This window comes from Mesorhizobium sp. WSM4816, from assembly GCF_055811535.1.
Genome location: NZ_JBVVQR010000016.1, coordinates 21,478 through 47,539, shown reverse-complemented (window position 1 = coordinate 47,539; position 26,062 = coordinate 21,478). Strand labels below are relative to the sequence as shown.

Sequence of the window (26,062 nt, the reverse complement as noted above, 5' to 3'; positions counted from 1 at the left end):
TCAGCCTTCGACCGGCAGGTCGAGTTCGCCGGCCAGCACCTGCAGCGAGTCACCGATGATGGCGACGATCTCGCCGATCTGCTCGGCCGTGACGATCATCGGCGGCGCCACCATGAAATTGTCGCCGTCGACCCCGCCCTTGACCTTTCGCCCATAGATGATCAGGCCGCGCTCATAGGCGAGGTCGAGCAGGCGCTGGGTGGCCTTCTTCGCCGGTGCGATCGGCCGCAGCGTATCGGGGTCGGCGACCATCTCGGCACCGAGCAGCAGTCCCTTGCCGCGCACGTCGGCGACGAACGGAAACCGTTTGGCCAGGCCCTTCAACTCAGCCATCAAAAAATCGCCCATGCCAGCCGCATTGGCGATCAGGTCGAGACGGTCCATTTCGCCAAGCACGGCGAGCCCGGCGGCGCAGGCGAGCGGATTGCCGGCATAGGTATGGCCATGCTGGAAGCCGCCGGAGGCGAGCAGCGGCTGCACCAGCCGCATGGATGCCGCCAGCGCGCCGAGCGGCGCATAGCCCGAGCCCAGCCCCTTCGACAGCGCGACGATGTCGGGCTTGCAGTCAAAATGGTCGCCGCCGAGGAATTTGCCGGTGCGGCCGGCACCGCTCATCACTTCGTCATGGATGAGCAGGATGCCGTAGCGGTCGCAGATTTCGCGGATGCGCGGATAATAGCTGTCCGGCGCCACCAGCGCCGCGGTGGCAGCGCCGCCGACCGGCTCCATGATGAAGGCGAGCACGCTTTGCGGCCCCTCGGCGAGGATCTTCTCCTCCAGCATGTCGGCGTAGCGGACGCCGCGCTGTTCCATCGAGAGATTGTCGCGGTCGCGCCAGGCGGCCGGCGCCGGCACGGTCGGCATGACCTGCATCATCGGCGCAAAGGTTTCGGCCAGCGCATCGTCGCCGGTGACGGCGAGCGCCCCGAGCGTGCCGCCATGATAGGATGGAAAGCGCGTGATCACCTTCCAGCGGCTGGCCTGTCCGGTGGCGACAGCCCATTGCCGCGCCAGCTTGACGCAGGATTCCGTCGCTTCCGAACCGCCCGAGACAAAGAAGATCCGGTCCAGGCCTTCGGGCAGCTTTCCCGCCAACTCCCGTGCCAGGTCCTCGGCCGGCTCGTTCTCGAAATGCAGCCGGTAGGCGAAGGTGGCGCGATCCATCTGCCGCTTCATCGCATCGAGCACGTTGCGGTTGGAATGACCGATATTGGCGACCATCGGTCCGCTCGACCCGTCGATGAAGCGGCGGCCGTCCTGCGTCCAGATGTAGATGCCTTCGGCGCGGTCGACCAGCGGCCGGCGCAGGCTGGACAGATAGAACAGATGCGACGGCAGGCGCGTCTCGGTATCCGGGGCAGGGGTCTGGGACTTCAGCATGTCAGGACTTTCCGAGATAGCGGTCGAGTACATTCCTGGTGACGCGCTCGACCATCGCGTCCTGCCTTAGCAGGCCGGCGACCCATTCGCAGCTTCCGGCGTGGAACACCTCGCCCTTGCCGCGCCGGAAATTGACGATCATGCCGTTGCCGCGCTTGACCTTGTCGAGATTGGCGTCGCTCGCCTCGCCGAACAGCGTTTCGGCGGTGAAGCGTCCATCCTCGTCGCCGAGAAACTGGTGTTCGAACGGGATGTCGGCGCTCTCCTCGACTTGCGCAGCCATGCCGACCGCAAGGATTTCCAGCCCATCCGGCGCGCCGCTGTCGGGCGTCGGGTAGGGCAGGCCGCCGTGGATCTCGTGGTCGAGCCCGTCGACCTCATAGCCATAGACATGGCTGTCGGCGCCGAGCAGGTCGCCGTAATAGATGCCTGTGCCGGTGAACGCCCAATGCTCAGGCCGGTAGACCGGAAAGCCGCGCACGCCGCGCGGTGCGCAACCGCCCCAGCCGGCGTAGATGCCCCTGGTCGCATTGAGCCCGAAGGTCGTCGCACCCGGCCGGCCGATTTCCGGTGCTTCCCAGGAGTTGGTGGCGCGGGTCACGTCGCCGCCGCGATAGACCGGATCCTCGGCGCGGGCGCGGTATTTGTAGCAGACCTGGCGGCGGCCCTCGTCCTCCAGTCTGGTCTGCCACATGAAATTGCCGGCGAAGCGCGCCGCATGGCCGCCGCGCTCGACATAGGCGTCGACAGCGTCGCGCATCTCCCAGGTCCAGTATTCGTCATGGCCGACGAAGACGACGCAGTCGTAGCCGTCGAGGATTTCGGGCGAGAAATGCAATTCGTGCTGGCTGGCAAGGTCGACCGCATAGCCGGCGCGTTCGGCAAAACGAAAGAAGTGGCTGTCATAGCTTGCCCAGCCGGACGAGGCGTATTTCTTCGAATGGCCGGTGGCGAAGGCCCATTCCATATGCGGATAGCGCGGCACGGTTTTGGGCGCCACGGCGACCTCGAGCGGCACGCGCGGCGCCTCCTTCGGCAGGACAACAAAGCCGCGGCACCATGGCCGCTGCGTCGACACCATTGGGGCATACTGGTCGCGGTTCGGGCCGGTGATGCCTTCGTAATGATTGGAGCCGCCCCAAGTGTTGTAGGCAAGCCAGGTGCCGGTGGCGGCGACCTGCAGCACACGACCCCGTTTCTTGCCGGGCTGCGGGGTAACGATGAAAAGATGGTGGCAGCGGACCGGCTTGCCATCGCGGCCATCCGCCGTCAGCGTGACGCGATGGGCCCCGGACGGCCAGTCGTCGCCGACGCGGAATTCAAACGACGCGTCCCAGCCGCAGCCTAGGACCGAACATTGGTCGGGTGTATCCTGCCAGCGTGCCGCGATCCCGGCCTTCTCGAACATTTTCGTCTCGATGCCGCCGTCGCGGACGATCGCCATGCTGAAGCTGGAGGCCGTCGAACTGACATGCAGCGTCACCGTCTCGCCCCGACGGTAGAAGAAACGGTCGCTGTAGCACCAGATCTCGCCATGTTCGCCGTCCATGCCCGGCCACTCCCAGTAGTGGCCGCGCACCGCTTGCCGGCGCTGGTGGGGCGTCAGTCCGAAATCGGGGAATTCGGTCGGCAAGTCAGTCATGGCTACCGGCATGATCGAAGATCGCCATTTCGGCCATCTGCTCGGCAAGCGTCAATCGGAAACGATCGGGCCAGCGATAGCTGACAGCCGGCCTTGGCCTTGCCGGTCAAACCGACTATCTCTCAAAAGGCGGCCTTTTCCGCCGCGGGAGCCGACATGCTGAGAGTGCAAAAGGTCAGGGTGGACGACATCTACGTGCCGACCGCGCGCAGGAAGACGCTGCATCCCGAGACCGTTCGGCATCTGGCCGAGGACATTCTGGAAAACGGCATGAAGACGCCGATCCAGGTGCGCCACGACGGCAAGCGCCATATCCTGGTTGAAGGCCTGCACCGGCTGGAAGCGGCGAAGTGGCTCGGCGAGACCGAGATCGACGCCTATCTGGTGCAAGCCAAGCGCCACTGACGGTCACGGAGCGATATGGTCCTCGCCGTGGAAGGCTTTGGTCGCGTGCTGATGTGACGCGCGCCTCGGCGATTAGCTGAAGCGTCCGTCATTTCGTCATCCTGGGGCGGTGCAAGGAGCGAAGCGACGCGGCGCAGACCCCAGAATCCATGCCGCGACTTCGGAGCGCTGCTACGGTGCTCATTTGCGCACCGCTGCATTCTTCGGCCGTGGTCACGGAATGGATCCCAGGGTCTCCGCGACGGAGCTTCGCTCCTGCTTCGCCCAGGGATGACGAAGTTGGAGGCTTGGCCAATCTAGAATGTTTATGATGGCCCACTGAAGTGAACGACGGAATACTTCCGACCCGTCAGATCCCTGCAGCGCCACTGGCAGATCGACGTAAAGTACGGATGTTGTCGACATTATTTCGTTGGCGGTGTCGGGCCGCGCTCTCGTGGCTCGTCCTTGGCACGAAGCCAATCAACTCTGAGGAGACCATCATGACGACCAAGCTCGACATCGCCCCCAGTTCCGACCGTGAACTGGTTCTCGCCCGCATCATCGATGCGCCGCGCGAGAACGTCTATCGCTGCTGGACCGAGCCGAAGCTCGTGACGCAATGGTTCGCGCCAAAGCCGTGGACGACGCCGCGCGCCGAAATGGACGTACGCACCGGCGGCTCCAGCCTGGTTGTGATGGCCGGTCCCGACGGCAACGAATTCCCGAACCCCGGGGTCTTCCTCGAAGTCGTGCCGGGCAAAAAGATCGTTCTCACCGACGCCTATACAAAGGCCTGGGAGCCTTCCGAAAAGCCGTTCATGACGGTCATGCTGACCTTTGAGGATGAGGGCGAGGGCAAGACCCGCTACATCGCCCGGGTTGCGCATTGGTCGGTCACTGACCGCGAAGAGCACGAGAAGATGGGCTTTCACGAGGGCTGGGGCCAGTGCGCCGACCAGCTCGAAGAAGTCGCCAGGCGGCTTTGATATCGGCGGGACGCAAGGAGACCGACATGTCCAGATCGATGTTTTTCGCCATTTTCGCCTCGGCTGCGGCGCTCTTCGCCGCGCCGGGCGCCAGCAAAGCCGAGGACGCAAAGCCGTCCATGACCAGCGAAACGAAAGCCATGCCCAAGCCGGCGAAATCCGGCCTGCTGCCGATCAACGGCCTGAATTATTATTACGCCGTCTATGGCCGGGGCGAGCCGCTGCTTCTGCTGCATGGTGGTCTCGGCACCACAGACATGTTCGCGCCGATCCTGCCGAAGCTTGCGGAGAACCGCACCGTCATCGGCGTCGACCTGCATGGTCACGGCCGCACCGCGCTCGGCGATCGGCCGTTGAGCCTTGAAACGATGGGCGACGACATGGCGGCGATCGTCAAGGCGCTCGGCTACGACAAAGTCGACGTCATGGGTTACTCGCTGGGCGGCGGCGTCGCCTTCCGCATGGCCGTCCAGCATCCCGAGACAGTGCGCCGGCTGGTGCTGGTCTCGACCGGCTATGCCTCGGACGGCTTCTATGCCGACATGCGTACTCAGCAGGCGCAGGTCGGCGCCGCGATGGCCGACATGATGAAGGACACGCCGATGTACAAATCCTACGTGGCGGTCGCGCCGCACCCGCAGGATTTTCCAAAACTGCTCGACCAGCTGGGCACCCATATGCGCAAGGACTACGACTACTCCGCCGACGTAGCGAAGCTGAAGATGCCGGTCATGCTGATATTTGGCGACAGCGACATGTACCGGCCCGAGCATGAGATCAAGTTCTATCAGATGCTCGGCGGCGGGCTGAAGGACGCCGGCTGGATGCGCGAGAACCTGTCGCAGAACCGCTTGGCCATCCTGCCGAACCGCACCCACTACGACGTGTTTTTCGCGCCGGAACTGGTGGCCGCCGCACTGCCCTTCCTCAATGGCGAGACCAAGGTCAAGACCTGGGACGAGATCGTCAGAGAAACGCACTGACCGCCTGACAACTGCCTGCCGGCCGTCCTCCCGCGAGATGGCCGGCGACGCTCGTTGCGCATCGCGCCTGATCGTACATTCGGCCTGCCGCATCACGCCAACAGATGGCGCCATCAAAGCTTTTCAATTGACGCTCCTATCCCGGCAGCTACCTTCCTGCCAATCTTCAGAAAGACGGGCTAAGGCAATGGCGAAATATCAGGGTGGCTGCCTGTGCGGGGCAGTGCGCTACCGCACTGAGGCCGCGCCGATCAACGAGCGCGTCTGCCATTGCCGGCTTTGCCAGAAGGCGCTGGGCGCGGCCTTCAACGCCCGCGTGCTGTTCCGTATCGACGATGTGACCATTGACGGGCCGGTGGCGACGGTGAATTCCTCGCCCGATCTCAAGCGCGGCTTCTGCCCGGGCTGCGGCACGACGATGTTTTCCCGACGCGACTCCGCCGGCATCATCGGCGTCACCTCCGGCTCGCTCGACGATCCTTCCATATTCAAGCCGCAGATGCATATCTGGACCGCCTCGAAGCAGCCTTGGGTGCAGTTCGATGACGGACTGCCGCAATATGAAGGCGCCCCGCCGCCCAACTGAGGCGCAGGGCGTGCCAAATTTTTTCGTCCGGGACACGAGATAGCCGGCAAAGCGTCATTGGCGAGCCATCATTGCCGCCTATCTATTGCCTGCGGGTCGGCAGTCGAAGGAGGCGACAGATGAACGACAGAATCAACACCCTGGATGAGCTTTTGAGCGATCCGATGGTCAAGCTGGTGATGGAGCGTGACCACGTGCAGCCGGCCGAGCTTCGCTCGCTGCTCGAAGAAAAGGTTCGCCGGGATGATGATGCGCCGGTCAATCCCGTCACCGATCGCCCCAACTCTGATCGCCTTGGCACCGACCGCTCCGTCCCGCCCGCTCATATGGTAGCCGAGAGCTGCCACAATCTATGGTTGTGCGGCTAGGCAGCGACCTGCTGGCGTCGCGATCCTTCGCGCCCTCTCGGTCCTGCAGCGTTTCCAGGCTCTCACCGCTACGGTAATAGAGCGAGCGCCTTGCCCAGCCCCTCTGCCCTAACAATTTGATTCAAACTTTGTTGGTAATTTCTTGTTAGTAATCCGGACTGGTTTGTCCGGCGGCGTTGTCTTGCCATCGGTCTGTTGTGTTCTGCGTACAGGTCCAGATGCGGTTATCAGGCGTCGTCATCTTCTCGATCGCGTCACTTTGCCTTGCCGGCTGCACGTCCACGTCCGGCGTCGACGCGCTGCAAGTGCCGTCCAGCGAGACGACCAGTTCGGTTGTGCGGCCGCCCGCGCCGGTGGCGTCGGTCGGCGCTGCCGATGTCGAACCCGACTTCGCGCCGGAGGAGGCGACGGAGCAGACTGTGGCCATGGCCACTCCGGAGCCTGCCGAAAGCATCGAGCCACCCGTCGAGCCGATTGCCCTGGTGGCGCCGAAGCGGCTGGCACGGGCAGCACCGATGCTCGCCGAGCCGGTCCAGCGCTATCGTTTCCGCGACGCCAAGCCGATCAATTTCGGCAGGGCATCGCCCAGGCACCTCGCCGTTCACGGCGTCGACGTCTCGCGCTGGCAAGGCAACGTGAACTGGGCGAAGCTGCGCGCGCAGGGCGCGAACTTCGCCTACATCAAGGCGACCGACGGCGGCGATCACCTCGACCCGATGTTCAGGAAGAACTGGCGCAATGCCGACGCCGCCGGCCTCAAGCGCGGCGCCTATCACTTCTTCTACTGGTGCCGCACCGCTGGTGAGCAGGCTGACTGGTTCATCCGCAACGTGCCGAGGGTCGAGGGCGCCTTGCCGCCGGTGATCGATGTCGAGTGGAACGGCGAATCCAGCTGCAAGCGGCGGCCGTCGCGGCAAAAGGTGCTGGAGAAGATGCAGGTGTTCATGGACAAGCTCGAGCGCCACTACGGCCAGCGGCCCATCATCTACACCGCGCCTGATTTCTACCGCGACAATCTCAGAGGCGCATTTCTGGACTATCCATTCTGGCTGCGCGCGGTGGCACAGCACCCGTCAAACGTCTATCCCCGCCGCAAATGGGTGTTCTGGCAGTATTCCGGCTCCGGTCTGTCGCATGGGGTGAGGGGCCGCATCGACCTCAACGTCTTCCACGGCGACGAGAGAGCCTGGCGGAACTGGGCTGGCGGGCGGCAGATGGTGGCCGAGGCGGAGTAGGCGGCCGAGGAAAGCGCCCATTCGCAGGCCAGCATGAGGTGAATATTGACGGACCTGACCGCCTGTCGCGGAAGTGTCATCGATCCGTCATCGCCTTGAAATGTCGTTCCCGCAAATCAGGTGGCTTCCATTCGAATAGGAGACGCCACCCGTGCCCCGCCATTCCGCGCTTTTCGTCCTGACGGCAGCGCTTGCTGCCTCGGTTTCGCTGCCGGCCCATGCCGACATGATGTTCAACCGGGTCGCGAGCTTCGCGGTGGCCGGAAACCTCCCGGCGGATGTCGAGAAGACCACGCCGACTTCGTCCGAGATCATCACGGCGAGCGAAGACGGCATGACGCTGGTTTATTCCGATAGCCCGCTCGGTGCGGTCGGCTTCATCGACATCGCCGATCCCAAGGCGCCCAAGGCCGGCGGCATCGTCAAGATAGCAGGCGAGCCGACCTCGGTTGTGGTCATCGGCGGCAAGGTGCTGGCCGGCGTCAACACGTCGGAAAGCAAAGCCAGGCCTTCGGGCAACCTCAGCGTTATCGATCTTGCCTCCAAGGCGATCGAAAGCACCTGCGACCTCGGCGGCCAGCCGGACTCGCTGGCGTTCAGCAAGGACGGCAAGTTTTTGGCCATCGCCATCGAGAACGAGCGCGACGAGGATCTGAACGACGGAGAAATTCCGCAGATGCCGGCCGGCGACCTCAGGATTTTCACGCTTGCCGAAGGCCAGCCTGATTGCGCGACGATGAAAACCGTCAACCTGGCGGGCATTGCCGAAGTCGCCGGGGAAGATCCCGAGCCGGAATTCGTCGCCTTCAACGAGGCCGGCGAGATCGCGGTCACGCTGCAGGAAAATAACCACATCGCCATCGTCAACGCCGAAACCGCCGCGATCGTCACGCACTTCTCCGCAGGCTCGGCCACTCTGGACAAGATCGACACCAGGAAGAACGGCGCCTTGTCCTTCGATGGCAAGATCGAAAACGTCGCGCGCGAGCCCGACGCCGTGAAATGGCTCGACAATGACCGCCTCGCCGTCGCCAACGAAGGCGACTACAAGGGCGGCTCGCGCGGTTTCACGATCTTCAGCAAGAAGGGCGAGGTGCTCTACGAATCCGGTCCGTCCTTCGAGTACCAGGTCGCCAATGCCGGCCATTATCCCGACGACCGCAACAAGAAGGGCGTCGAGCCGGAAGGTCTCGAGACCGGCACGTTCGGCGAGGACAGGCTGCTGTTCGTCGCTTCGGAGCGTGGCTCCGTTGTCGGCGTCTACAAGGACACCGGTGCGGAGCCAGGGTTTGCCCAGATCCTGCCGTCCGGCATCGGTCCGGAAGGCCTGGTCGCGATCCCGTCGCGCAATCTCCTGGTCACCGCCAACGAGGCCGACCTGGTCGAGGACGGGCTCGCCCGCTCGCACGTGATGATCTACGAGCGCTCCGAAGGCCCCGCCGCTTACCCGATGATCACGGCAAAGCTCACGGCAGACGGCACGCCGCTCGGCTGGGGCGCGCTTTCGGCGCTCGCCGCCGGCGACGCTGCCGGCAAGCTGTTCGCTGCCTCGGACTCGTTCTACGCCAACGCGCCCTCGATCTTCGAGATCGATGCCACCCAGACGCCGGCGCTGATCACCGGCAAGACCGTCGTCACGCGTGATGGCCATCCTGCACAGAAGCTCGACATCGAGGGTCTTGTCGCCGACGGTGAAGGCGGCTTCTGGCTGGCCAATGAAGGCGATCCGGCAAAGCTCGTCCCGCACGCCATCCTGCGCGTCGACGACAAGGGCGTGATCAAGCAGGAAATCGGCTTCCCGATGGAACTGCTCGCCCACCAGAGCCGCTTCGGTCTCGAAGGCATCACCGCGATCGGCGAAGGCGACGACCTGACGCTGGTGATGGCCGTGCAGCGCGAATGGGCCGACGACCCCAAGGGCCAGGTCAAGCTTTTGGCCTACAAGCCCAAGGCCAAGGAATGGTCGGCGGTGCGCTACCCGCTCGAAGCGACCGAAGCTGGCTGGATAGGGCTGTCGGAGATCACAACGCATGACGGCAAGCTCTACATCCTCGAACGCGACAACCAGATCGGCGACCTGGCCAAGGTGAAGCGCATCTATTCGGTGGCGCTCGACGCCTTCAAACCGGCCAAGCTCGGTGGCGACCTGCCGTTGGTCGAAAAGACGCTGGTGCGCGACATCGTCGGCGACCTGAAGTCAGCCACCAACGGCTATGTCGCCGACAAGGTCGAAGGTTTCACCATCGACAAGAACGGCGACATCTTCGTCGCCACCGACAATGACGGCGTCGACGATTCTTCCGGCGAAACGCTGTTTTTACGCTTGGGCAACGTAAGCGCCGTGAACTGAGGGTGGTTCTTGCCTTCTCCCCTTATGGGATCTTGTGGGAGAAGGTGGATCGGCGCGCAGCGCCGAGACGGTTGAGGGTGTTGGACGGAGTGCCGTCAGTGCCAAGCTGGAGCACCCCTCATCCGACCTCGCTTCGCGAGGCCACCTTCTCCCACAAGGGGAGAAGGGAGAGCGCGGTTTTTATGCTTCTACATATTCCGCCAGGCTGACACCTTTGGGCACATCCAGCCCATCGGCACGCAAGCCTTCGATATGAAAGCGTATTGCGTCGCGAATTTCGGTTTCCACCTCAGGCACAGTCGCGCCGGTCGCGATGCAGCCGGGTAGATCCGGCACGTAAGCGGAATAATTGTTTCCGGCTTTTTCGATCACCACCGCGTAACGCATGTCATCACTCCTTTAAACCGGACTGCTTGAGGATGCTGTTCAGTGTTCCCGGTGCAACCTCTTCAGACGGCTTGCCGGCCACGGTGACGCGGCCGGCTTTGATTTCATGCTTATATTGGCGATGACTGCCTTTGGTTGCAACCAGATACCAGCCGTCGGTTTCCAGCAGGCGAATGACTTCGCGGACCGTAAGCCGAGGTGGCATCAGGTCCTCAGCTACACCCGCTCGTCGCCCCACAAGTGTCGCACTTCTCGCACGTGCCGTTCCGCACCATCGTGAAATTGTGGCATTCGGAGCATTCGTTGCCAGTGTAGCCCTGCATCAGGGATTGCTGACGCCTTGTAGCGGCAAGCGCCTTGGCCTCGGCCGCTTCTTTTGCGGCATCGTCGGTGAACAGCCCAGTCGGGTCGGTTGCCTCCTCGTAGACGATATCCTCGACCAGTTCCTTCGCCCGCTCCTCGTAGTCTCGCTTATAGGCGATCGCTTCGTCGCTGGCCGGCTTCAGCGCCAGCACATTGGAGCCTGAGAACGCCGTCGGCGCCGAGCGAGTGGGAGCGGGAGAGGGACTTGAACCCCCGAACCCCTTGGGGTCGGCACCCATGCCCGACACCAGCTTGACCGGCGAGACGCCGCGGGTCAGTCCCTTCGAGAACGGCGTTGCCTTGCCTTCGTTGATGCCGCGGCCGAGCGCGGTCTTGTCGAAATCCGACTGGTCGACATGGGCGAGGTCGTGGCGGGCAAGATAGGAAACGGCAAGCTCGCGGAACACGTAGTCGAGGATCGACGTGGCGTTCTTGATCGCGTCGTTGCCCTGCACCATGCCGGCCGGCTCGAATTTGGTGAAGGTGAAGGCTTCGACATATTCCTCGAGCGGCACGCCATATTGCAGGCCGAGCGAGATGGCGATGGCGAAATTGTTCATCATCGCCCGGAAGGCCGCACCTTCCTTGTGCATGTCGATGAAGATCTCGCCGAGGCGACCGTCGTCGAATTCGCCGGTGCGCAGATAGACCTTGTGGCCGCCGACGACCGCTTTCTGGGTATAGCCCTTGCGGCGGTTCGGCAGCTTTTCGCGGTCGCGATAGAGGCGTTCCACGACGCGTTCGACGATCTTTTCGGTCACCTGCACGGCGCGCTGTGAAGCAGGTGCTGCGATCAACTGCTCGACGGCATCGTCCTCGTCGTCTTCGACGTCGGCAAGCAGCGAGGCATTGAGCGGCTGCGAGAGTTTCGAGCCGTCGCGATAGAGCGCATTGGCCTTCAGCGCCAGCTTCCACGACAGCATGTAGGCGCCCTTGGCGTCTTCCACCGTCGCGTCGTTCGGCATGTTGATGGTCTTGGAAATGGCGCCGGAGATGAAGGGCTGGGCTGCCGCCATCATCTGGATGTGGCTGTTGATCGACAGTGAACGCTTGCCGATCTTGCCGCACGGGCTGGCGCAGTCGAACACCGGCAGATGCTGGTCTTTCAGAAATGGTGCTCCCTCGAGGGTCATCGCCCCGCAGACATGGATGTTGGCGGCCTCGATGTCCTTCTTCGAGAAGCCGAGCGCCGGCAGCATCTCGAACGAGAAATCGTTGAGCTGCTCGTCCGTGAAGCCAAACGTCTCCTTCACCCAGTCGGCACCCAGCGTCCACTGGTTGAAGACGAACTTGATGTCGAAGGCCGACTTCAACGCTGCATTGAGCGCCGCGATCTTGTCGTCGGTAAAACCCTTTGCCCTGAGCGAGCCGGGGTTGATGGCAGGCGCCTGGTTGAGGTTGCCGTGGCCGACCGCATAGGCCTCGATCTCGGCGATCTGGCTTTCCGAATAGCCGAGCGTGCGCAGCGCTTCCGGGACGGCGCGGTTGATGATCTTGAAATAGCCGCCGCCGGCCAGCTTCTTGAATTTCACCAGCGCGAAGTCGGGCTCGATGCCGGTTGTGTCGCAATCCATGACCAGGCCGATCGTGCCGGTCGGCGCGATCACGGTCGCCTGCGCATTGCGGTAGCCATGCTCCTCGCCGAGCTCGATGGCGCGGTCCCAGGCAGCCCTGGCATGGGCGGCAAGCTCCGGCTGCTTCAGGTCGGAGGCGACCAGCGGCACCGGGTTGACGGCGAGTTTCTCGTAGCCGTCCCTGTCGCCATAGGCAGCACGGCGGTGATTGCGCATGACACGCAGCATGTTCTGGGCATTGCGGTCGTAGTCGGGAAAGGCGCCGAGCTCGGCGGCCATTTCGGCCGAGGTGGCATAGGCCGTGCCGGTCATGATGGCGGTGAGTGCTGCACAGATGGCGCGGCCCTCGTCGGAATCATAGGGAATGCCCGAGGTCATCAGCAGGCCGCCAATATTGGCGTAGCCGAGGCCGAGCGTGCGGTATTCGTAGGAGAGCTTGGCGATCTCCTTCGACGGGAACTGCGCCATCATGACGGAAATTTCCAGCACCATGGTCCACAGCCGAACCGTGTGCTCGTAGGCTGATATGTCGATGGTGCCGTCGGCGTTGCGATAGGGCAGCAGGTTGATCGAGGCCAGGTTGCAGGCGGTGTCGTCGAGGAACATGTATTCCGAGCACGGGTTGGACGCCCGGATTGCACCGGCCGCGGCGCAGGTGTGCCAGTCGTTCATCGTCGTGTTGAAGTGCAGGCCCGGGTCGGCCGACGCCCAGGCGGCATAGCCGATCTTCTCCCACAGATCCCTGGCCTTCAGCGTCTTCATCACCTTGCCGTCCTTGCGGGCGGTGAGATGCCAGTCGCCGTCCTGCTCTACGGCGCGCAGGAAATCGTCCTTCAGCGAGACCGAATTGTTGGAGTTCTGGCCCGAAACCGTGAGGTAGGCGTCCGAATCCCAGTCGGTGTCGTAGGTCTTGAACGACATCGAGGTGTAGCCCTGCCTGGCGAACTGGATGACGCGGTAGATATAATTCTCCGGCACCCCGTCCTTCTTGGCCAGCTTGATCTCACGCTTCAGCGCGGTGTTGATCGCCGGGTCGAAGCAATCGTCGTCCTGGCCTTCGCAGTTGATGCAGGCCTTCATGATCGCTTCGAGGTGCTTCTTGACGATCTTCGAGCCGGTGACCAGCGAGGCGACCTTCTGCTCTTCATTGACCTTCCAGTCGATGAATTCCTCGATATCGGGATGGTCGGCGTCGACGATGACCATCTTTGCAGCGCGGCGCGTCGTGCCGCCCGACTTGATGGCGCCCGCCGCGCGGTCGCCGATCTTGAGGAAGCTCATCAGGCCGGACGAACGGCCGCCGCCGGACAGTTTTTCGCCCTCGCCGCGCAGGAACGAGAAGTTGGAGCCGGTGCCGGAGCCGTATTTGAACAGGCGTGCTTCACGCACCCACAAATCCATGATGCCGCCTTCGTTGACGAGATCGTCCTGCACGCCCTGGATGAAGCAGGCATGCGGCTGCGGATGCTCGTAGGAAGACTTCGACTTGGTCAGCTTGCCGGTGAACGGGTCGACATAGAAGTGGCCCTGGCTCGGGCCGTCGATGCCATAGGCCCAGTGCAGGCCGGTGTTGAACCATTGCGGCGAGTTCGGCGCAACGCGCTGGGTGGCCAGCATGTAGGCGAGCTCGTCGCGGAAGGCGCGCGCGTCTTCCTCCGACTTGAAGTAGCCGCCCTTCCAGCCCCAATAGGTCCAGGTGCCGGCAAGACGGTCGAAGACCTGGCGGGCGTCGGTCTCGGAGCCGTAGCGCTCAGCCTCGGGCAGTTTTGCCAGTTCGGCCTCGTCGGCGACGGAGCGCCACAGGAAGGAGGGGACGTCATTCTCCTCGACCTTCTTCAGCCGTGCCGGCACGCCGGCCTTGCGGAAATATTTCTGCGCCAGGATGTCGGCGGCAACCTGGCTGAACTGCGCCGGCACATCGATATTGTCCAAGCGGAACACCACCGAGCCATCCGGATTCTTGATCTCCGAAAGCGCCTTGCGGAATTCGATCTCCGAATAAGCAGACTGCCCTTGCTTGGTGAAACGACGCTCGATGCGCATTGGTCCTATCCCTTTGTGTCTAGATATAGCGCCTTTCCCAAGGGATTTCTGCCCCCATTGCGAAACGCGCATGTCCGCCGTCTGCCGGCGTTCGAAAACGGCCGGCTCCTTTTCACAAGGCTCCGCCCGCCCTGCTGGTCGAACTCCTTGCGAAGTAGCCGTCCAACGCGCCGACAGACCCTGCGGGTCCCTCAAGACTGAAACTTTTTTGCGACTCCCTCGATGAGGGAATTTCACATTATCTAGCGTCGAACCTACCTGCAAACACTAAATATAGTATTAACAGACAATTTATTCCAGTCCGACATTTTTCCCTTTCGTCCCCAAAAAACCCCAAAATCCCGACGCCTCCGCCGACCCCGTAGCCAGGGCGGAAATGCGGCCAAACGCACATAATCCGGGAAAAAAGACCGGGCTCAAAACTTTCCGGTCGCGCTCTCAACAGGAGCGCATGGCCTATAAAAGGCGACTCGTTTTGCGCCGTCAAGGATTCGTTTGCGTAGCTTTTGTGACCAACATCTTGTGTGTCACATATGTGGATAACGGGGATAGAAGTGGCCGCAGGATTTCGATTTACCCACGTGCGGGCCATCAGCCGGACAACGCATGCCGAAGCTGGAGTGGCCGAATCGATTCCTTAGCCAAGAACATCGCCGGTGACGCGCGGCAGGTGCGCGGCTTGGCCGCCGCGTCTATGCTCGCTCAGGAGAATTGGTGCGGGTCGGCACAGAAATAGGCGATGATCTGGCCAAGATCCGGCTCGTTGACCATGCGCACGGCCTCGGCGGGGCTGACCCATTTTCGGATGCGCGACCGCTTTTCCTTCCACCGGTCGGCGATCTTGTCGACCCGCAGCGGAAACACCAGGACTTCGCAAGGCACTTCCTCGCCGGAAGCCAATGCCTTGGCATAGAAGTAGCGGCCGGCTTCGTGGTGGGACACCGTGCCGCGCAGCCCGGCTTCCTCGCCGGCCTCGCGCGCCGCCGCTTCGCAAAGCAGTTCCTTGGCCTCAGGCCAGCCCTTGGGAAGCACCCAGCGGCCGGTATCGCGGCTGGTGATCAGCATGATCTCGACGCCATGCCCGGTATCGCGCCAGGGCAATGCTGCAACCTGCAGGCGGCACGGCGCTGTGCCGAAGAGCCGCTGGACCCTTTCGGCCAAATGGTTGTGCGTTACTGGCCTCGTCAACATCGGAGAAGCTTGCCCCAGCCTCCAGAATCACTTGCCGTGTCGTGAATCCTACGGCTAATCATAAGCAATAAAAGTAAAAAACCTCATACGCACGAATTAACCACACACGAGACGTCGATTCAGGAATATCGTGCGCCGCTGCACTCTTTCAAGAAGTGCGCCGGCAAGAAGGCCGCGCCGGTATGTTCCGGGAGGAGAAAACGCAGCTGCCGCGAATCAGCCGGCGTGGTCGTCGGCGATCGGCTTCTGGTAGGTGAAGCCCATGTCCCACGGAAAATAGATCCAGGTGTCCTGGCTGACCTCGGTGACGAAGGTGTCGACCAGCGGCCTGCCTTTCGGCTTGGCGTAGACGGTGGCGAAATGCGCCTTGGGCATCATGGCGCGGACGATGCCCGCGGTCTTGCCGGTGTCGGTGAGGTCGTCGATGATCAATACGCCGGCCCCGTCATCGGCGAGCAGTGCCGGCGTGACCTCCTTCAGCACCTGCAACTGCCCCTGGCTGGCATAGTCGTGATAGGAGGCGACGCAAACCGTCTCGATCACCCGGATGCCGAGTTCACGCGAGATGATGGCGGCCGGCACCAGGCCGCCGCGGGTGATGCAGACGATCGCCTTCCATTGGCCTTTGTTGTCGCCGGCAAGCCGCCAGGCGAGCGCACGCGCGTCGCGGTGGAACTGATCCCAGGAGACGGGAAAGGCCTTTTCGGGAAGGGACATTTTTTTGCGCACTCCGCAGCGCGCGAAAAAAGCGCGCAGACACTTGAGGGAATGCGCGCGGAATTAACTGGAAAGCCTTGGTTTTGGCAAGGGGCGATGCAAGAACGGGGCGGCGGCAGGGCTTCAGGCAAAAGAGGGCCTTCGGCTCATGTCGGTGTGACCAGTCCTGGATGTTGGCGCCGCCCCTCATTGCCCTGCCGGGCATTTCTCCCCGTTAACGGGGAGAAAGAAGCTGGCCGCAACCTTGGCACCCATTCTGCAACGCTGGAGATTGGCGAAATCCCTTGCGAAGGCGTCTTTCTCCCCGTCACTATACGGGGAGAAATGCCCGGCAGGGCAATGAGGGGCGGCGCAACACTGAAGGATTGCCCTGCAAGCGATCCTTGCGGACCTACCGCGACAGGAAAGCTGCCACCGGCAGGGTGCGCAGCACCGTGCGGGTGACGCCGCCGAACAACAGCTGGCGCAGCCAGGAATGGCTGTAGGCGCCGAGCACGAGCAGGTCGGCGCCGGTTTCGGCAACCCTGGTGTGGAGCACCTCGTCGACCGAGTGGCCGGCCGATTGCAGCACCGAGACGCTGACCGTGGCGCCATGCCTGGACAGGGCGGCGGCGATTTCGGCGCCGGCCGCCTCCGGGGCCTCGTCGAGCGTGTCCGGCGGGTCGATAACGACAATATCGGTTCTTTCGGCCTCGATGATGAAGGGCAGGGCGTCGAAAGCGGCGCGCGCCGCCTCCTTGCTGCCGTTCCAGGCGAGCAGGACATGCTTGAAGCTGGTGATCAGCGGGCCTGAGTGCGGCACGACCAGCACCGGCCGGCCGGCGTCATAGACCAGTGTGTCGACATCGGCGTTTTGATCGCCGCCCGACTCGCGCTGCGCGGCGATGATCAGGTCCGCGGTGCGAACGGTCGGGATGCCGGTCAGCGCGCTGTCTCCGGAAAAGCTCTCAAGGCTGCGCCACTCGAATGACAGGCCGGACTCCTCGACATGCCGGAGGAAAACCGCCCGCAATTTCTCAGCGCGCTCCTTGTTCATGTCGGCCGAAACCTGCAGGAACTCGGTGTCGGGAAAGCCGGTGGCCGAGGTGTAGGGGACGGGAAGCGCTTCGGCATGAATGCCGACGAGATGGCTCTCGAACTTGTCGGCAAGCGGTATGGCGCATTCGAGCACGCGCTCCGCGTCCTGTTCGTTCTGCAGTATGGCGACGATGGTCTTGAATTGCATGGTAACCCCTCAATTTGCGGGCGAGCGAAACTCGCCCGCATGAAACGTTACAGCACTATGCTTGGTTCCTGCTAACCCGGATACGGGCTAATGCATGTCGCCCAAAAGCATACTTTGGGCACGACGGTGCGCAGCGGATTTGGGATCGCGCCGTGCATAAAGACAAGAAACCTAAAGCGCGTCGCATGAATCCTCTCGGACGCGAGGCGCTTTAGATCAACTGGCCGCGCTGGTGAGGCCTGCGACCATCGCTTCGACATCGGCGCGGGCGGCGTCCAGCGCTTGCTGGCTGCGGGCACGCACGACCAGCTCGGTCCAGAACTTGCCGTCGCCATATTTTGGATAGGAGCCGATGATCGTGTCCGGATGCGCCTTCTGGATGTCGCCCAGCGGTCCGCCGACCAGGCCTTCGCCGAACGGACAGTGCACCGTGGCCGACAGCATTTTGGTGCCGGCCTTCAGCGTCGGCACGACATTGTCGAGCATCGCCTGGAAAATCGCCGGCACGCCGGCCATGACATGGACGTTGCCGACGCGAAAGCCCGGCGCGATCGACACCGGATTGTCGATATGGTCGGCACCGCGCGGCATCCGCGCCATGCGCTTGCGCGCCTCGGTGTATTCGATGCCGCGCGCCGCGTAGTTCGCTTCCAGCATGGCATAGGCCTTGGCGTCGTAGTCGCAGGGCACGCCGAAGGCCTTGGCAATGGCATCCGCGGTGATGTCGTCATGCGTCGGGCCGATGCCGCCGGTGGTGAAGACATAGGTGTAGTGAGCACGCAGGGCGTTCACTGCGGCGACGATCTCGTCTTCCTCGTCGGCAACGATGCGCACCTCCTTCAGGTCGATGCCGATCGCCGTCATGATGTCGGCGAGGTGGCCGATATTCTTGTCCTTGGTGCGGCCGGACAGAATCTCGTCGCCGATGACGAGCATGGCGGCGGTGACGATTTCGGGCATTGGCAGGCTCCGGCAGAAGGTCGCGTTAGGCAGGCAGGTCGCCCGAGGCAGACAGGGTCGCCTGGGCAGACAAGGTCGCCTGGGCAGACAGGGTCGCCTGGGCAGACAGGGTCGCTTGAGATAACGCGGCGGATGGTTGGCGGCAATGCCCGTATTGATAGCGCTGCTGCAGCAGAGCAATCGCATTGCTTGGCGCCGCCCCTCATCCGCCTGCCAGCCCCTTCTCCCCGTATAGTGACGGGGAGAAGGGGCTGGCCGCGGCCTCGGCACCCATTCTGCAACGCTGGAGATTGGCGAAATCCTTTGCGAAGGCGTCTTTCTCCCCGTCACTATACGGGGAGAAATGCCCGGCAGGGCAATGAGGGGCGGCGCCGACTTCGACAATTGGCCGGTAGAGCGCCAACTGCGGCAGCCGCTATTCCTTCACCGCTCCGGTCATCGAGGAAACGTAGTGCTCGACGAAGAACGAATAAAGCACCACCACCGGCAGCGAGCCGATCAGGGCTCCGGCCATCAGCGCTCCCCACTCATAGACGTCAGAGCGGACAAGCTCCGTCAGCACCCCGACCGGCACCGTCTTGTTTTCGGACGACTGGATGAATGTCAGCGCATAGATGAATTCGTTCCATGACAGGGTGAATGCGAATATGCCGGCGGAAATCAGGCCGGGCACTGACAGCGGCAGCACGATCTTCATGAGGATTTGCCAGCGGCTCGCCCCGTCGATGAGCGCGCATTCCTCCAGTTCGAACGGGATCGAACGGAAGTAACCCATCAGCAGCCAGGTGCAGAAAGGCACCAGGAAGGTCGGGTAGGTGAGGATGAGCGCAAACGGGGTGTCGTAAAGCCCAAGGTTGAACACCATCACCGACAGCGGGATGAACAGGATCGACGGCGGCACGAGATAGGCGAGGAAGATCGCCAGCCCGACCTGCCGCGCCCCGGAAAACCGCAGCCGTTCGATCGCATAGGCCGCGAACACCGCAGCCAGCAGCGACAGGAACGTGGCGGCGGTGGAGATGATGATCGTGTTGAGCAGCCAGCCCGGATAGGACGTATCGAACAAGAGATAGCGGATGTGCTCGAAGGTCGGATGCACGACCCATAATGGATTGAAATTGGCGTAGTCGGTCATCTCGAGGTTGGGTTTGATCGCCGTGATCGTCATCCAGTAGAACGGGAACAACAGCACGATGACCAACACCAGCAACGGCAGATAGACCGTCACCACGCGCCGCGGCAGGCTCTGAAGGTAGCCCATGCCGCCTTCGTCGAGTTCCGGACGTTTCGTTTTTTTGATCGTGGCCATGTCAGTCTCCGCCGCCTTGCTGCCATTTGCGGCGTTGCAGGCCGAAATAGCTGAACAGGATCGCCGCAAGCAGGAACGGGATCATGGCGACCGCGATGGCGGCGCCCTCGCCAAGCTGGCCTCCCGAAATGCCGCGCTGAAACGACAATGTCGCCATCAGATGGGTGGCATTGACCGGTCCGCCGCGGGTCAGCACGTAGATCAGCTGGAAATCGGTGAAGGTGAACAGCACCGAGAACGTCATGGTGATGGCGATGATCGGCGTCAGCAGCGGCAGCGTCACAAAACGGAACAATTGCCAGCGACTGGCGCCGTCGAGCGTGGCGGCCTCGTAGAGCGACTGCGGTATAGTCTGCAAGCCGGCCAGCAGCGTGATCGCCACGAACGGAATGCCGCGCCAGACATTGGCGGCGATGACCGAAGCGCGCGCGTTCACAGGATCGCCGAGGAAATTGATGCGATGGTCGATCAGGCCCATTTCCATAAGTGCCCAGGACAGGATCGAGAACTGCGAATCGTAGATCCACCAGAAGGCGATTGCCGACAGCACCGTCGGCACCACCCACGGCAGCAGGACGATCGCGCGGAAGAACGATTTGAAGGGAAGGTTCTGATTGAGGATAAGCGCAAGCCAGAGGCCGAGCGCGAACTTCAGGATCGAGGCACTTATCGTGTAGAGCAAGGTGTTGAATACGGAGAGCCAGAAGACGGCGTCATCCGACAGATATTGGTAGTTTTCGATGCCTATGAAGATACCGGGGCGGCCGATGCGGGCATCGGTGAAGCCGAGCCAGATGCCGAGCCCGAGCGGATAGGTGAGGAAGACCAGCAGCAGCGCTGCCGCCGGCAGCATGAAGCCGAAGCCAAGCGCATTCCTGCTGTCGGCCAGGAGCGACAGGCTCCGCGACAGGATCGACGGACGCGGCTGAACGGCAGCGGACGACACGGCCATGGGACGGCTCCTCATAAGCTCTGCTGACACGGTGGCCTGAGTGGCCGCCACACGATTCTGGGAAACAGACCGGGCAGCGCGGTCGCGGCTGCCCGGCTGCGCTGCGATCAAACGCGATAGTAGCGGTTGGCGCGTTTCTCCGCCTCTTCCATCGCCTCCTGCGGCGTCGCCTGGCCGGTCACCGCCTTGGCGAACATGTCGACCAGGACGTAGTCGGCCATGGTCGCCGCCGAGGCGTAGCCGAGCGGCCCGGCATAGCCATTGGGACGCAGCGTCGCCGAGGCCTTGGCGTAAGCGGCATTGTTCGGGTCGGCCGTCCACACAGGATTGTTGTCGAAGGCCTTGAGTGTCTGGCAGCAATAGCCGGCCGAGGAGGTGATCCACTCCGCCATTTGCTGTTCCTCGAACATGAACTGCAGATAGGCCTTGGCCGCATTGGGGTAGGGTGTGTAGTCGAAGATCACCGCCGTGGTCACCTGGAACAGCTCGACCGATTTCCCGACAGGACCGATCGGCAGGTTGGTCGTGCGGATGTCCTTGGCGATTTCCGCCAGTTTCGGATCATTGTCCTTGTTGATCTTGGCCGTGTTGTAGGCCGAAATGCCGTTGGCGATGACGCTGAGCTCGCCGGCCAGGAAGGCGCGGTTGTTGTTCACGTCGAGCCAGCTTTCGGTGCCGGGAATGAAGGTCTTGTAGAGTTCCTGCGCGTACTCGATCGCCTTGAGCGTCTCGGGGCTGTTGATCGTCACCTTTCCGCTCTCGTCGACCATTTGGCCGCCATGGCTCCACAGCAGCCAGTGAGCGTAGTTGTTGCCGTCGCCGACGCCATGGCCGTGCGTGAAGCCGGCCGGGTGTCCTTTTGCCTGCAAGGCCTTGCAAAGCTCGAGCAGGCCTGCGGTGTCCTTCGGAAACCCCGAGAAGCCGGCCTCCTTCACCCAGCTTTCCCGATAGACGATGGCATTGCCGATGGTGGCCAGGGGCAGGCCGAGGAATTTTCCCTCCCGCGTCGCATATTGCTTTGGTCCGTCGTGCCAGCCGCCGTATTTCGTGCCGAGATACTCACCCAGTTCCGACACGTCGTGCAGCTTGTCGGGGTACTGGTGCGGGTCGTCGAACCAGACCAGCATCAGATCTGGACCGGAGCCGACATTGGCGGCAACCGCCGCCTTGGGGCGAATGTCCTCCCAGCTTTCCTTGTCGACGCGGACCTCGACGCCGGTCGCCTCGGTGAACCGCTTGGTGTTGGCCAGCCATTGGTCTTCATCGCCCTGAACGAATGGCGACCAGCGCAGCATGCGCAGCTTTGCGCCGTCTTCGGGCTTGTACGTCAACCCCTCCTGGGCAAAGGCGGAAGAGCCGACGAAGCGGCTTCCCAAGGCTCCCGCCGCCACGCCGGCGGTCGTGCGGATCACGTCACGTCTGGTGAATTTCATGCTCGTTTCCTCCTGTTTATTGTCTTGCCTTATGGTTCCTACTGCCGGGTGCGCAGTTCGAAGCGCTGCCCGGTTTCGCCATGAAAGAGATGGATGAGGCCCGGCTCGGCCGTGAGCCGTACGGTCTCGCCCGGCGTGAAGGAATGGCGCTCGCGGAAATTGGCGACGATCTCGTCACCGCCGGCCGTCCGGCCGATGAGCTGCACTTCCGACCCGGTCGGCTCGACCACCACGACAGTGACGGGAATGCCATCGTCTTGGGATAGCCGCAGATGCTCGGGGCGTATCCCCAGCACCACCTGCTCGCCGCTGCCGGTCGACGGTACTGCGGCCAGCGGCAGGGAAATCCCCCCGGAGCCGCGAAAAGACGGTGAGCCGCCGTCCGTCGCGATTTCGCCCCTCAGCATGTTCATGGCGGGCGAGCCGATAAAGCTGGCGACAAAAAGGTTGTTGGGCCGGTCGTAGAGTTCCAATGGCGGCCCGATCTGCTCGACGATGCCGTCATGCATGACGACGATCTTGTCGGCCATGGTCATGGCCTCGATCTGGTCGTGGGTGACATAGACCGTCGTGGTCTTCAGGCGCTGGTGCAGTTCCTTGATCTCGGCGCGCATCTGCACCCTGAGCTTGGCGTCGAGATTGGAAAGCGGCTCGTCGAACAGGAAGACCGCCGGATCGCGCACGATCGCCCGGCCCATGGCGACGCGCTGGCGCTGGCCGCCGGAAAGCTGCCTGGGATAGCGCTCCAGCAATGGCACCAGCCCCAGGATTTCGGCGGCGCGCTTGACGCTGGCAGCGCTTTCGGCTTTCGCAACACCCTTGAGCATCAGCGAGAACGCCATGTTCTCGGCCACGGTCATGTGCGGGTAGAGCGCATAGTTCTGGAACACCATGGCGACGTCGCGTTCTTTTGGCGCAACGTTGTTGACGACGCGCTCGCCAATCGCGATCTGGCCGCGCGAAATCTTTTCCAGGCCGGCGATCATCCTGAGAAGGGTCGATTTTCCGCAGCCCGACGGCCCGACCAGCGTGACGAACTCGCCATCCTCTATATCGACGCTGACACCGTGGAGAATCTCGACGGTTCCGAATGATTTGTAGACATCGCCAATCGCGACAGACGCCATCGATTTCCTCCCGAATGCTTCCTGCGACGTCTTCGAAGGAAACCGCTTTCCTGACTGGCCGCGGCAGTTCCCAAAGCTCCTCCCTGGTCACGCGCGATGATGAAACGGTAGCGCTACCAGACTGCCCTGTAAAGCGGCTGCGTGGCAAGCACGCTTCTTCGCCGCGCCTGATCGTGTTTGTCCCCAATGGGATTGGAGTTCGCCATATCCAGGGTCGCAGCAGGAGCATGATTTGCCCAGCACCAGCCCTTGAAACCGGAGGTGCGAGAAGCCATCAGCTACGACACCAGCCTAATCGGAAACTTCGGTTTGGGGCCGGTCGCGGCCGTCGGCGAGTTCGTCGTGCCATTTGCCTTCGGCGTCCTCGTACTGGATGCCGTCGGTGGTGCCGGCGACCTGCTGTTCGGCCGAAGCGATCTCGGCGGCGCGCAGCGCATCCTCGTGCGTAGGGAATGTCTCCGAAAATGTCTCGCCGACCTTATAGGCCCAGCCCCCGTCATGCTCGACGATCTTGTAGGTCAGCTTTGCCATGAAATCCTCCAGTGGAAAAAGCTCGGTTTGCTCAATGCAGTTTGCCTTGAGGCAGTTTGCGGTCGGGCAGTTTGCCTTGGGGCAATCTCTCGTCGGGAACCAGCACGTCCGATTCCTTCGCGGCCTCGACCAATGCCCGGCGCGCATCCGCTGTCGAACGATAACCTTCCAGCACTTTTAGGCAAGTGTCGAGAGCATCGCGATGCCGCGGGCCACGATTGAGCGGCCAGACGGTCATCAGGCACTCCGCAGCTTCCTGGGTGCTGCGGATCTCACGGTATTTGCCGACACGGCCAAGTTCGACCACGACCGGCTTTTCAAAAGGCTTGCTGTCCATCATCGCCGCCAACGCGGAGCCGCCGATTTGGTTGCACGCCCCTCGGCGTGGGTAAATGTCTCGGGGGTAGCGGTCGTTGCGGCGGCAGCCCTGCAATCGGGCCGGTCAGCCGGCCGCCTTCATCCAGTGCTGCATCGTCGTCACCGAGCGGGCAAGCTGCGGCGCCGGCTGGATTTTTTCGCCGAAGGTGGCCGCGGCGCGCCATGCCCAGCGCGGATCGGCGAGGAAGGCGCGGGCCAGGGCAACCATGTCGGCACGGCCCTCGGCAACGATCGCCTCGGCCTGCTTCGGATCGTCGATCAGGCCGACGGCCCGTGTCGGGATGCCGGCGCCGTTGCGAACGGCTTCCGCCAGGTGCACCTGGTAGCCGCGACCTGCCGGCAGCTTCTGCAGGGGCGAATTGCCGCCGCTCGAGCAGCAGAGATAGGCGACATCAGCCGATTTCAGCGCCTTGGCCACTTCGATTGCGTCGGCGACGTCGAAGCCGCCATCGACCCATTCCTTGACCGACAGACGCGCCCCGAGCATCAGCCCGGGCACTGCCTTTCTCACCGCCTTGGCGATCTCGACGACAAAACGCATGCGGTTTTCCAGCGAGCCGCCCCAGCGGTCGGTGCGCTGGTTGGAAAGCGGCGACAGGAACTGGAAGATCAGATAGCCGTGCGCGGCGTGCAATTCGATGAAGTCGAAGCCGGCACGCTCAGCCCGCCTTGCCGCATCAGCGAAGCGTTCGATGATCTGCAGGATCTCCTCATCCTCCAGCGCCCTCGGCACCTGCCAGCCGGTGTCGTAGGCGATGGCCGAGGCCGACACGATCGGCCAAGGGTCCTGATCGGCGTTCAGCGGCCCGCCGCCTTCCCAAGGTTTCTGGTTGGAGGCCTTGCGGCCGGCATGGGCAAGCTGCGTGCCGAACCTGGTGCCGGGAGCGGCGACGCGCCTGGCCGCATCGAGCGCGCGCCGGGCGGCCGCCTCGTTGTCGTCGGAATAAAGGCCGAGGCAACCATGCGAGATGCGGCCGCGCCGCTCGACGTCGGTCATCTCGACGGTGACCATGCCGGCGCCGGACATCGCCAGGTTCATCCAGTGGTACAGGTGCCAGTCGCTGGCCGAGCCGTCTTCGGCGGAATACTGGCACATCGGCGCCACCGCAATCCGGTTGGGAAAGGTGAGGCCGTCAAGCGTGATCGGCTGGAAAAGGGAAGGGGTCATCAGGAAACTCCGGGGAGGGGCTGTCGCTATTTAGGCAATGGTTTGCGCCTGCGCCATACACGAGGCGGTGAAGCGCTGCCCGTCTGCCCCTGCCGGGCACCTCAAACGTTCCGCAGCAGGCACCGTCGGCCAAGCTGCTGTCGGGATTGCGCACAGGCTGGATCACCGCTACGCCTCGCCGGCAACACGGAGTTCACCATGGAAGACCGCATTCGCATCCGTTCGGAGGAAGTCCTTTCCGACGACTGGGCAGTCCTGAAAAAGACCGTCCTCGATTATCGCCGGCGCGACGGGCAGTGGGAGACGCAGATCCGCCAGACTTACGATCGCGGCGACGGTGCGGTGATCCTGCCTTACGACCCGGAGCGCTCGACGGTTCTGCTGGTGCGGCAGTTCCGCTACGCGGCCTACGCCACCGGCCACCGCGAGCCGCTGATCGAGGCCTGCGCCGGCCTGCTCGATGAACACGATCCCGAAACCTGCATCCGCAAGGAGGCGGAAGAGGAACTCGGCTATAGGCTGAAGGACGTCGAACGGCTGTTTTCGCCATTCATGAGCCCTGGCAGCGTGACCGAGCGGCTCTGGTTCTTCGTCGCCCGCTATTCACCGACCGACCGCATCTCCGACGGCGGCGGCGCACCGGGAGAAGGCGAAGACATCGAGGTCCTGGAAATGCCGCTCGACGAGGCGCTGGCCGGCATCCACGACGGCAGCATCATCGACGCCAAGACGATTATCCTGATCCAGCATCTGAAGCTGAACCCGATCCGGGTGTGATCCAAGCCCG

General features: G+C 63.0%; 24 protein-coding genes. 8 read left to right on the top strand and 16 right to left on the bottom strand.

Annotated elements, in window-relative coordinates:
* Positions 1 to 1,380, bottom strand: a complete 1,380-nt coding sequence (locus tag AC0L3H_RS18250) for an aminotransferase family protein (RefSeq protein WP_473586383.1) — start codon at positions 1,378 to 1,380, stop codon at positions 1 to 3.
* A gap of 1 nt (position 1,381) precedes the next feature.
* On the bottom strand, positions 1,382 to 3,022 hold the full coding sequence (locus tag AC0L3H_RS18245; protein ID WP_473586382.1) for a N,N-dimethylformamidase beta subunit family domain-containing protein: 1,641 nt from the start codon (positions 3,020 to 3,022) through the stop codon (positions 1,382 to 1,384).
* Positions 3,023 to 3,178: 156 nt separating this feature from the next.
* Between AC0L3H_RS18245 and AC0L3H_RS18240 the strand changes: the two genes are divergently transcribed.
* The 7 genes from AC0L3H_RS18240 to AC0L3H_RS18210 all read left to right on the top strand — a co-directional run bounded on the left by AC0L3H_RS18240 (position 3,179) and on the right by AC0L3H_RS18210 (position 9,917).
* Positions 3,179 to 3,427, top strand: coding sequence for a ParB N-terminal domain-containing protein (locus AC0L3H_RS18240; RefSeq protein WP_077371468.1), 249 nt, complete (start codon positions 3,179 to 3,181; stop codon positions 3,425 to 3,427).
* Between the two features lie 482 nt (positions 3,428 to 3,909).
* Positions 3,910 to 4,395 carry an SRPBCC family protein gene (locus AC0L3H_RS18235; protein WP_473586381.1) on the top strand — a complete coding sequence of 162 codons (486 nt, stop codon included), beginning with the start codon at positions 3,910 to 3,912 and terminating at the stop codon, positions 4,393 to 4,395.
* Between the two features lie 26 nt (positions 4,396 to 4,421).
* Positions 4,422 to 5,378: an alpha/beta fold hydrolase gene (locus AC0L3H_RS18230; protein ID WP_473586380.1), complete on the top strand. Its 957-nt coding sequence runs from the start codon at positions 4,422 to 4,424 to the stop codon at positions 5,376 to 5,378.
* Positions 5,379 to 5,565: 187 nt separating this feature from the next.
* On the top strand, positions 5,566 to 5,964 hold the full coding sequence (locus AC0L3H_RS18225) for a GFA family protein (protein ID WP_473586379.1): 399 nt from the start codon (positions 5,566 to 5,568) through the stop codon (positions 5,962 to 5,964).
* Positions 5,965 to 6,083: 119 nt separating this feature from the next.
* Positions 6,084 to 6,332 carry a hypothetical protein gene (locus AC0L3H_RS18220; RefSeq protein WP_023798212.1) on the top strand — a complete coding sequence of 83 codons (249 nt, stop codon included), beginning with the start codon at positions 6,084 to 6,086 and terminating at the stop codon, positions 6,330 to 6,332.
* A gap of 218 nt (positions 6,333 to 6,550) precedes the next feature.
* Positions 6,551 to 7,567 (top strand): glycoside hydrolase family 25 protein, encoded by a 1,017-nt coding sequence (locus tag AC0L3H_RS18215; protein WP_473586378.1) that lies wholly within the window; start codon positions 6,551 to 6,553, stop codon positions 7,565 to 7,567.
* Positions 7,568 to 7,718: 151 nt separating this feature from the next.
* Positions 7,719 to 9,917 (top strand): esterase-like activity of phytase family protein, encoded by a 2,199-nt coding sequence (locus AC0L3H_RS18210; RefSeq protein ID WP_473586377.1) that lies wholly within the window; start codon positions 7,719 to 7,721, stop codon positions 9,915 to 9,917.
* A 180-nt stretch (positions 9,918 to 10,097) separates the two neighbouring features.
* Here the strand turns inward: AC0L3H_RS18210 and AC0L3H_RS18205 are convergent, their stop codons facing one another.
* The 14 genes from AC0L3H_RS18205 to AC0L3H_RS18140 form a co-directional block, all read right to left on the bottom strand.
* Positions 10,098 to 10,304: a type II toxin-antitoxin system HicB family antitoxin gene (locus AC0L3H_RS18205; protein WP_473494267.1), complete on the bottom strand. Its 207-nt coding sequence runs from the start codon at positions 10,302 to 10,304 to the stop codon at positions 10,098 to 10,100.
* 4 nt (positions 10,305 to 10,308) lie between these two features.
* Positions 10,309 to 10,509 carry a type II toxin-antitoxin system HicA family toxin gene (locus AC0L3H_RS18200; RefSeq protein ID WP_128246603.1) on the bottom strand — a complete coding sequence of 67 codons (201 nt, stop codon included), beginning with the start codon at positions 10,507 to 10,509 and terminating at the stop codon, positions 10,309 to 10,311.
* Between the two features lie 7 nt (positions 10,510 to 10,516).
* Complete coding sequence (locus AC0L3H_RS18195; RefSeq protein WP_473586376.1) at positions 10,517 to 14,284, bottom strand: vitamin B12-dependent ribonucleotide reductase; 3,768 nt, start codon at positions 14,282 to 14,284, stop codon at positions 10,517 to 10,519.
* 702 nt (positions 14,285 to 14,986) lie between these two features.
* Complete coding sequence (locus AC0L3H_RS18190) at positions 14,987 to 15,475, bottom strand: NUDIX hydrolase (RefSeq protein WP_287234681.1); 489 nt, start codon at positions 15,473 to 15,475, stop codon at positions 14,987 to 14,989.
* A gap of 216 nt (positions 15,476 to 15,691) precedes the next feature.
* Positions 15,692 to 16,192 (bottom strand): xanthine phosphoribosyltransferase, encoded by a 501-nt coding sequence (gpt, locus tag AC0L3H_RS18185; RefSeq protein ID WP_473586375.1) that lies wholly within the window; start codon positions 16,190 to 16,192, stop codon positions 15,692 to 15,694.
* Between the two features lie 391 nt (positions 16,193 to 16,583).
* A complete protein-coding gene (locus AC0L3H_RS18180; RefSeq protein ID WP_473586374.1) occupies positions 16,584 to 17,417 on the bottom strand; it encodes a universal stress protein in 834 nt (277 codons plus the stop codon).
* Between the two features lie 216 nt (positions 17,418 to 17,633).
* A complete protein-coding gene (locus tag AC0L3H_RS18175; protein WP_473586373.1) occupies positions 17,634 to 18,377 on the bottom strand; it encodes a competence/damage-inducible protein A in 744 nt (247 codons plus the stop codon).
* Positions 18,378 to 18,792: 415 nt separating this feature from the next.
* The gene (locus AC0L3H_RS18170) at positions 18,793 to 19,686 is read right to left on the bottom strand and encodes a carbohydrate ABC transporter permease (protein ID WP_473586372.1); all 894 of its coding nucleotides are present in this window, start codon (positions 19,684 to 19,686) and stop codon (positions 18,793 to 18,795) included.
* A 1-nt stretch (position 19,687) separates the two neighbouring features.
* Complete coding sequence (locus AC0L3H_RS18165) at positions 19,688 to 20,539, bottom strand: carbohydrate ABC transporter permease (RefSeq protein ID WP_413468443.1); 852 nt, start codon at positions 20,537 to 20,539, stop codon at positions 19,688 to 19,690.
* Positions 20,540 to 20,745: 206 nt separating this feature from the next.
* Complete coding sequence (locus AC0L3H_RS18160) at positions 20,746 to 22,071, bottom strand: ABC transporter substrate-binding protein (RefSeq protein WP_473586371.1); 1,326 nt, start codon at positions 22,069 to 22,071, stop codon at positions 20,746 to 20,748.
* Between the two features lie 38 nt (positions 22,072 to 22,109).
* Positions 22,110 to 23,198: an ABC transporter ATP-binding protein gene (locus AC0L3H_RS18155; protein WP_473586370.1), complete on the bottom strand. Its 1,089-nt coding sequence runs from the start codon at positions 23,196 to 23,198 to the stop codon at positions 22,110 to 22,112.
* A 291-nt stretch (positions 23,199 to 23,489) separates the two neighbouring features.
* Entirely contained in the window at positions 23,490 to 23,729 is a 240-nt protein-coding gene (locus AC0L3H_RS18150) for a DUF2188 domain-containing protein (RefSeq protein ID WP_023798198.1), read from the bottom strand.
* Between the two features lie 31 nt (positions 23,730 to 23,760).
* A complete protein-coding gene (locus tag AC0L3H_RS18145; protein WP_473586437.1) occupies positions 23,761 to 24,069 on the bottom strand; it encodes a DUF982 domain-containing protein in 309 nt (102 codons plus the stop codon).
* 102 nt (positions 24,070 to 24,171) lie between these two features.
* Positions 24,172 to 25,275, bottom strand: coding sequence for an NADH:flavin oxidoreductase/NADH oxidase (locus AC0L3H_RS18140; RefSeq protein WP_473586369.1), 1,104 nt, complete (start codon positions 25,273 to 25,275; stop codon positions 24,172 to 24,174).
* A gap of 198 nt (positions 25,276 to 25,473) precedes the next feature.
* Between AC0L3H_RS18140 and AC0L3H_RS18135 the strand changes: the two genes are divergently transcribed.
* A complete protein-coding gene (locus AC0L3H_RS18135; RefSeq protein ID WP_287061968.1) occupies positions 25,474 to 26,052 on the top strand; it encodes an NUDIX domain-containing protein in 579 nt (192 codons plus the stop codon).
* Positions 26,053 to 26,062 lie beyond the last annotated feature (10 nt).

Coding starts and splice junctions, on each gene's coding strand:
- AC0L3H_RS18150 (WP_023798198.1), bottom strand. CDS start 23,729: ATGGCAAAGCTGACCTACAAGATCGTCGAGCATGACGGGGGCTGGGCC.
- AC0L3H_RS18140 (WP_473586369.1), bottom strand. CDS start 25,275: ATGACCCCTTCCCTTTTCCAGCCGATCACGCTTGACGGCCTCACCTTT.
- gpt (WP_473586375.1), bottom strand. CDS start 16,192: ATGTCCCTTCCCGAAAAGGCCTTTCCCGTCTCCTGGGATCAGTTCCAC.
- AC0L3H_RS18155 (WP_473586370.1), bottom strand. CDS start 23,198: ATGGCGTCTGTCGCGATTGGCGATGTCTACAAATCATTCGGAACCGTC.
- AC0L3H_RS18135 (WP_287061968.1), top strand. CDS start 25,474: ATGGAAGACCGCATTCGCATCCGTTCGGAGGAAGTCCTTTCCGACGAC.
- AC0L3H_RS18165 (WP_413468443.1), bottom strand. CDS start 20,539: ATGCTGCCGGCGGCAGCGCTGCTGCTGGTCTTCCTCACCTATCCGCTC.
- AC0L3H_RS18180 (WP_473586374.1), bottom strand. CDS start 17,417: ATGCAATTCAAGACCATCGTCGCCATACTGCAGAACGAACAGGACGCG.
- AC0L3H_RS18250 (WP_473586383.1), bottom strand. CDS start 1,380: ATGCTGAAGTCCCAGACCCCTGCCCCGGATACCGAGACGCGCCTGCCG.
- AC0L3H_RS18175 (WP_473586373.1), bottom strand. CDS start 18,377: ATGCCCGAAATCGTCACCGCCGCCATGCTCGTCATCGGCGACGAGATT.
- AC0L3H_RS18225 (WP_473586379.1), top strand. CDS start 5,566: ATGGCGAAATATCAGGGTGGCTGCCTGTGCGGGGCAGTGCGCTACCGC.
- AC0L3H_RS18235 (WP_473586381.1), top strand. CDS start 3,910: ATGACGACCAAGCTCGACATCGCCCCCAGTTCCGACCGTGAACTGGTT.
- AC0L3H_RS18200 (WP_128246603.1), bottom strand. CDS start 10,509: ATGCCACCTCGGCTTACGGTCCGCGAAGTCATTCGCCTGCTGGAAACC.
- AC0L3H_RS18195 (WP_473586376.1), bottom strand. CDS start 14,284: ATGCGCATCGAGCGTCGTTTCACCAAGCAAGGGCAGTCTGCTTATTCG.
- AC0L3H_RS18190 (WP_287234681.1), bottom strand. CDS start 15,475: ATGTTGACGAGGCCAGTAACGCACAACCATTTGGCCGAAAGGGTCCAG.
- AC0L3H_RS18220 (WP_023798212.1), top strand. CDS start 6,084: ATGAACGACAGAATCAACACCCTGGATGAGCTTTTGAGCGATCCGATG.
- AC0L3H_RS18145 (WP_473586437.1), bottom strand. CDS start 24,069: ATGATGGACAGCAAGCCTTTTGAAAAGCCGGTCGTGGTCGAACTTGGC.
- AC0L3H_RS18245 (WP_473586382.1), bottom strand. CDS start 3,022: ATGACTGACTTGCCGACCGAATTCCCCGATTTCGGACTGACGCCCCAC.
- AC0L3H_RS18215 (WP_473586378.1), top strand. CDS start 6,551: ATGCGGTTATCAGGCGTCGTCATCTTCTCGATCGCGTCACTTTGCCTT.
- AC0L3H_RS18160 (WP_473586371.1), bottom strand. CDS start 22,071: ATGAAATTCACCAGACGTGACGTGATCCGCACGACCGCCGGCGTGGCG.
- AC0L3H_RS18230 (WP_473586380.1), top strand. CDS start 4,422: ATGTCCAGATCGATGTTTTTCGCCATTTTCGCCTCGGCTGCGGCGCTC.
- AC0L3H_RS18170 (WP_473586372.1), bottom strand. CDS start 19,686: ATGGCCACGATCAAAAAAACGAAACGTCCGGAACTCGACGAAGGCGGC.
- AC0L3H_RS18205 (WP_473494267.1), bottom strand. CDS start 10,304: ATGCGTTACGCGGTGGTGATCGAAAAAGCCGGAAACAATTATTCCGCT.
- AC0L3H_RS18240 (WP_077371468.1), top strand. CDS start 3,179: ATGCTGAGAGTGCAAAAGGTCAGGGTGGACGACATCTACGTGCCGACC.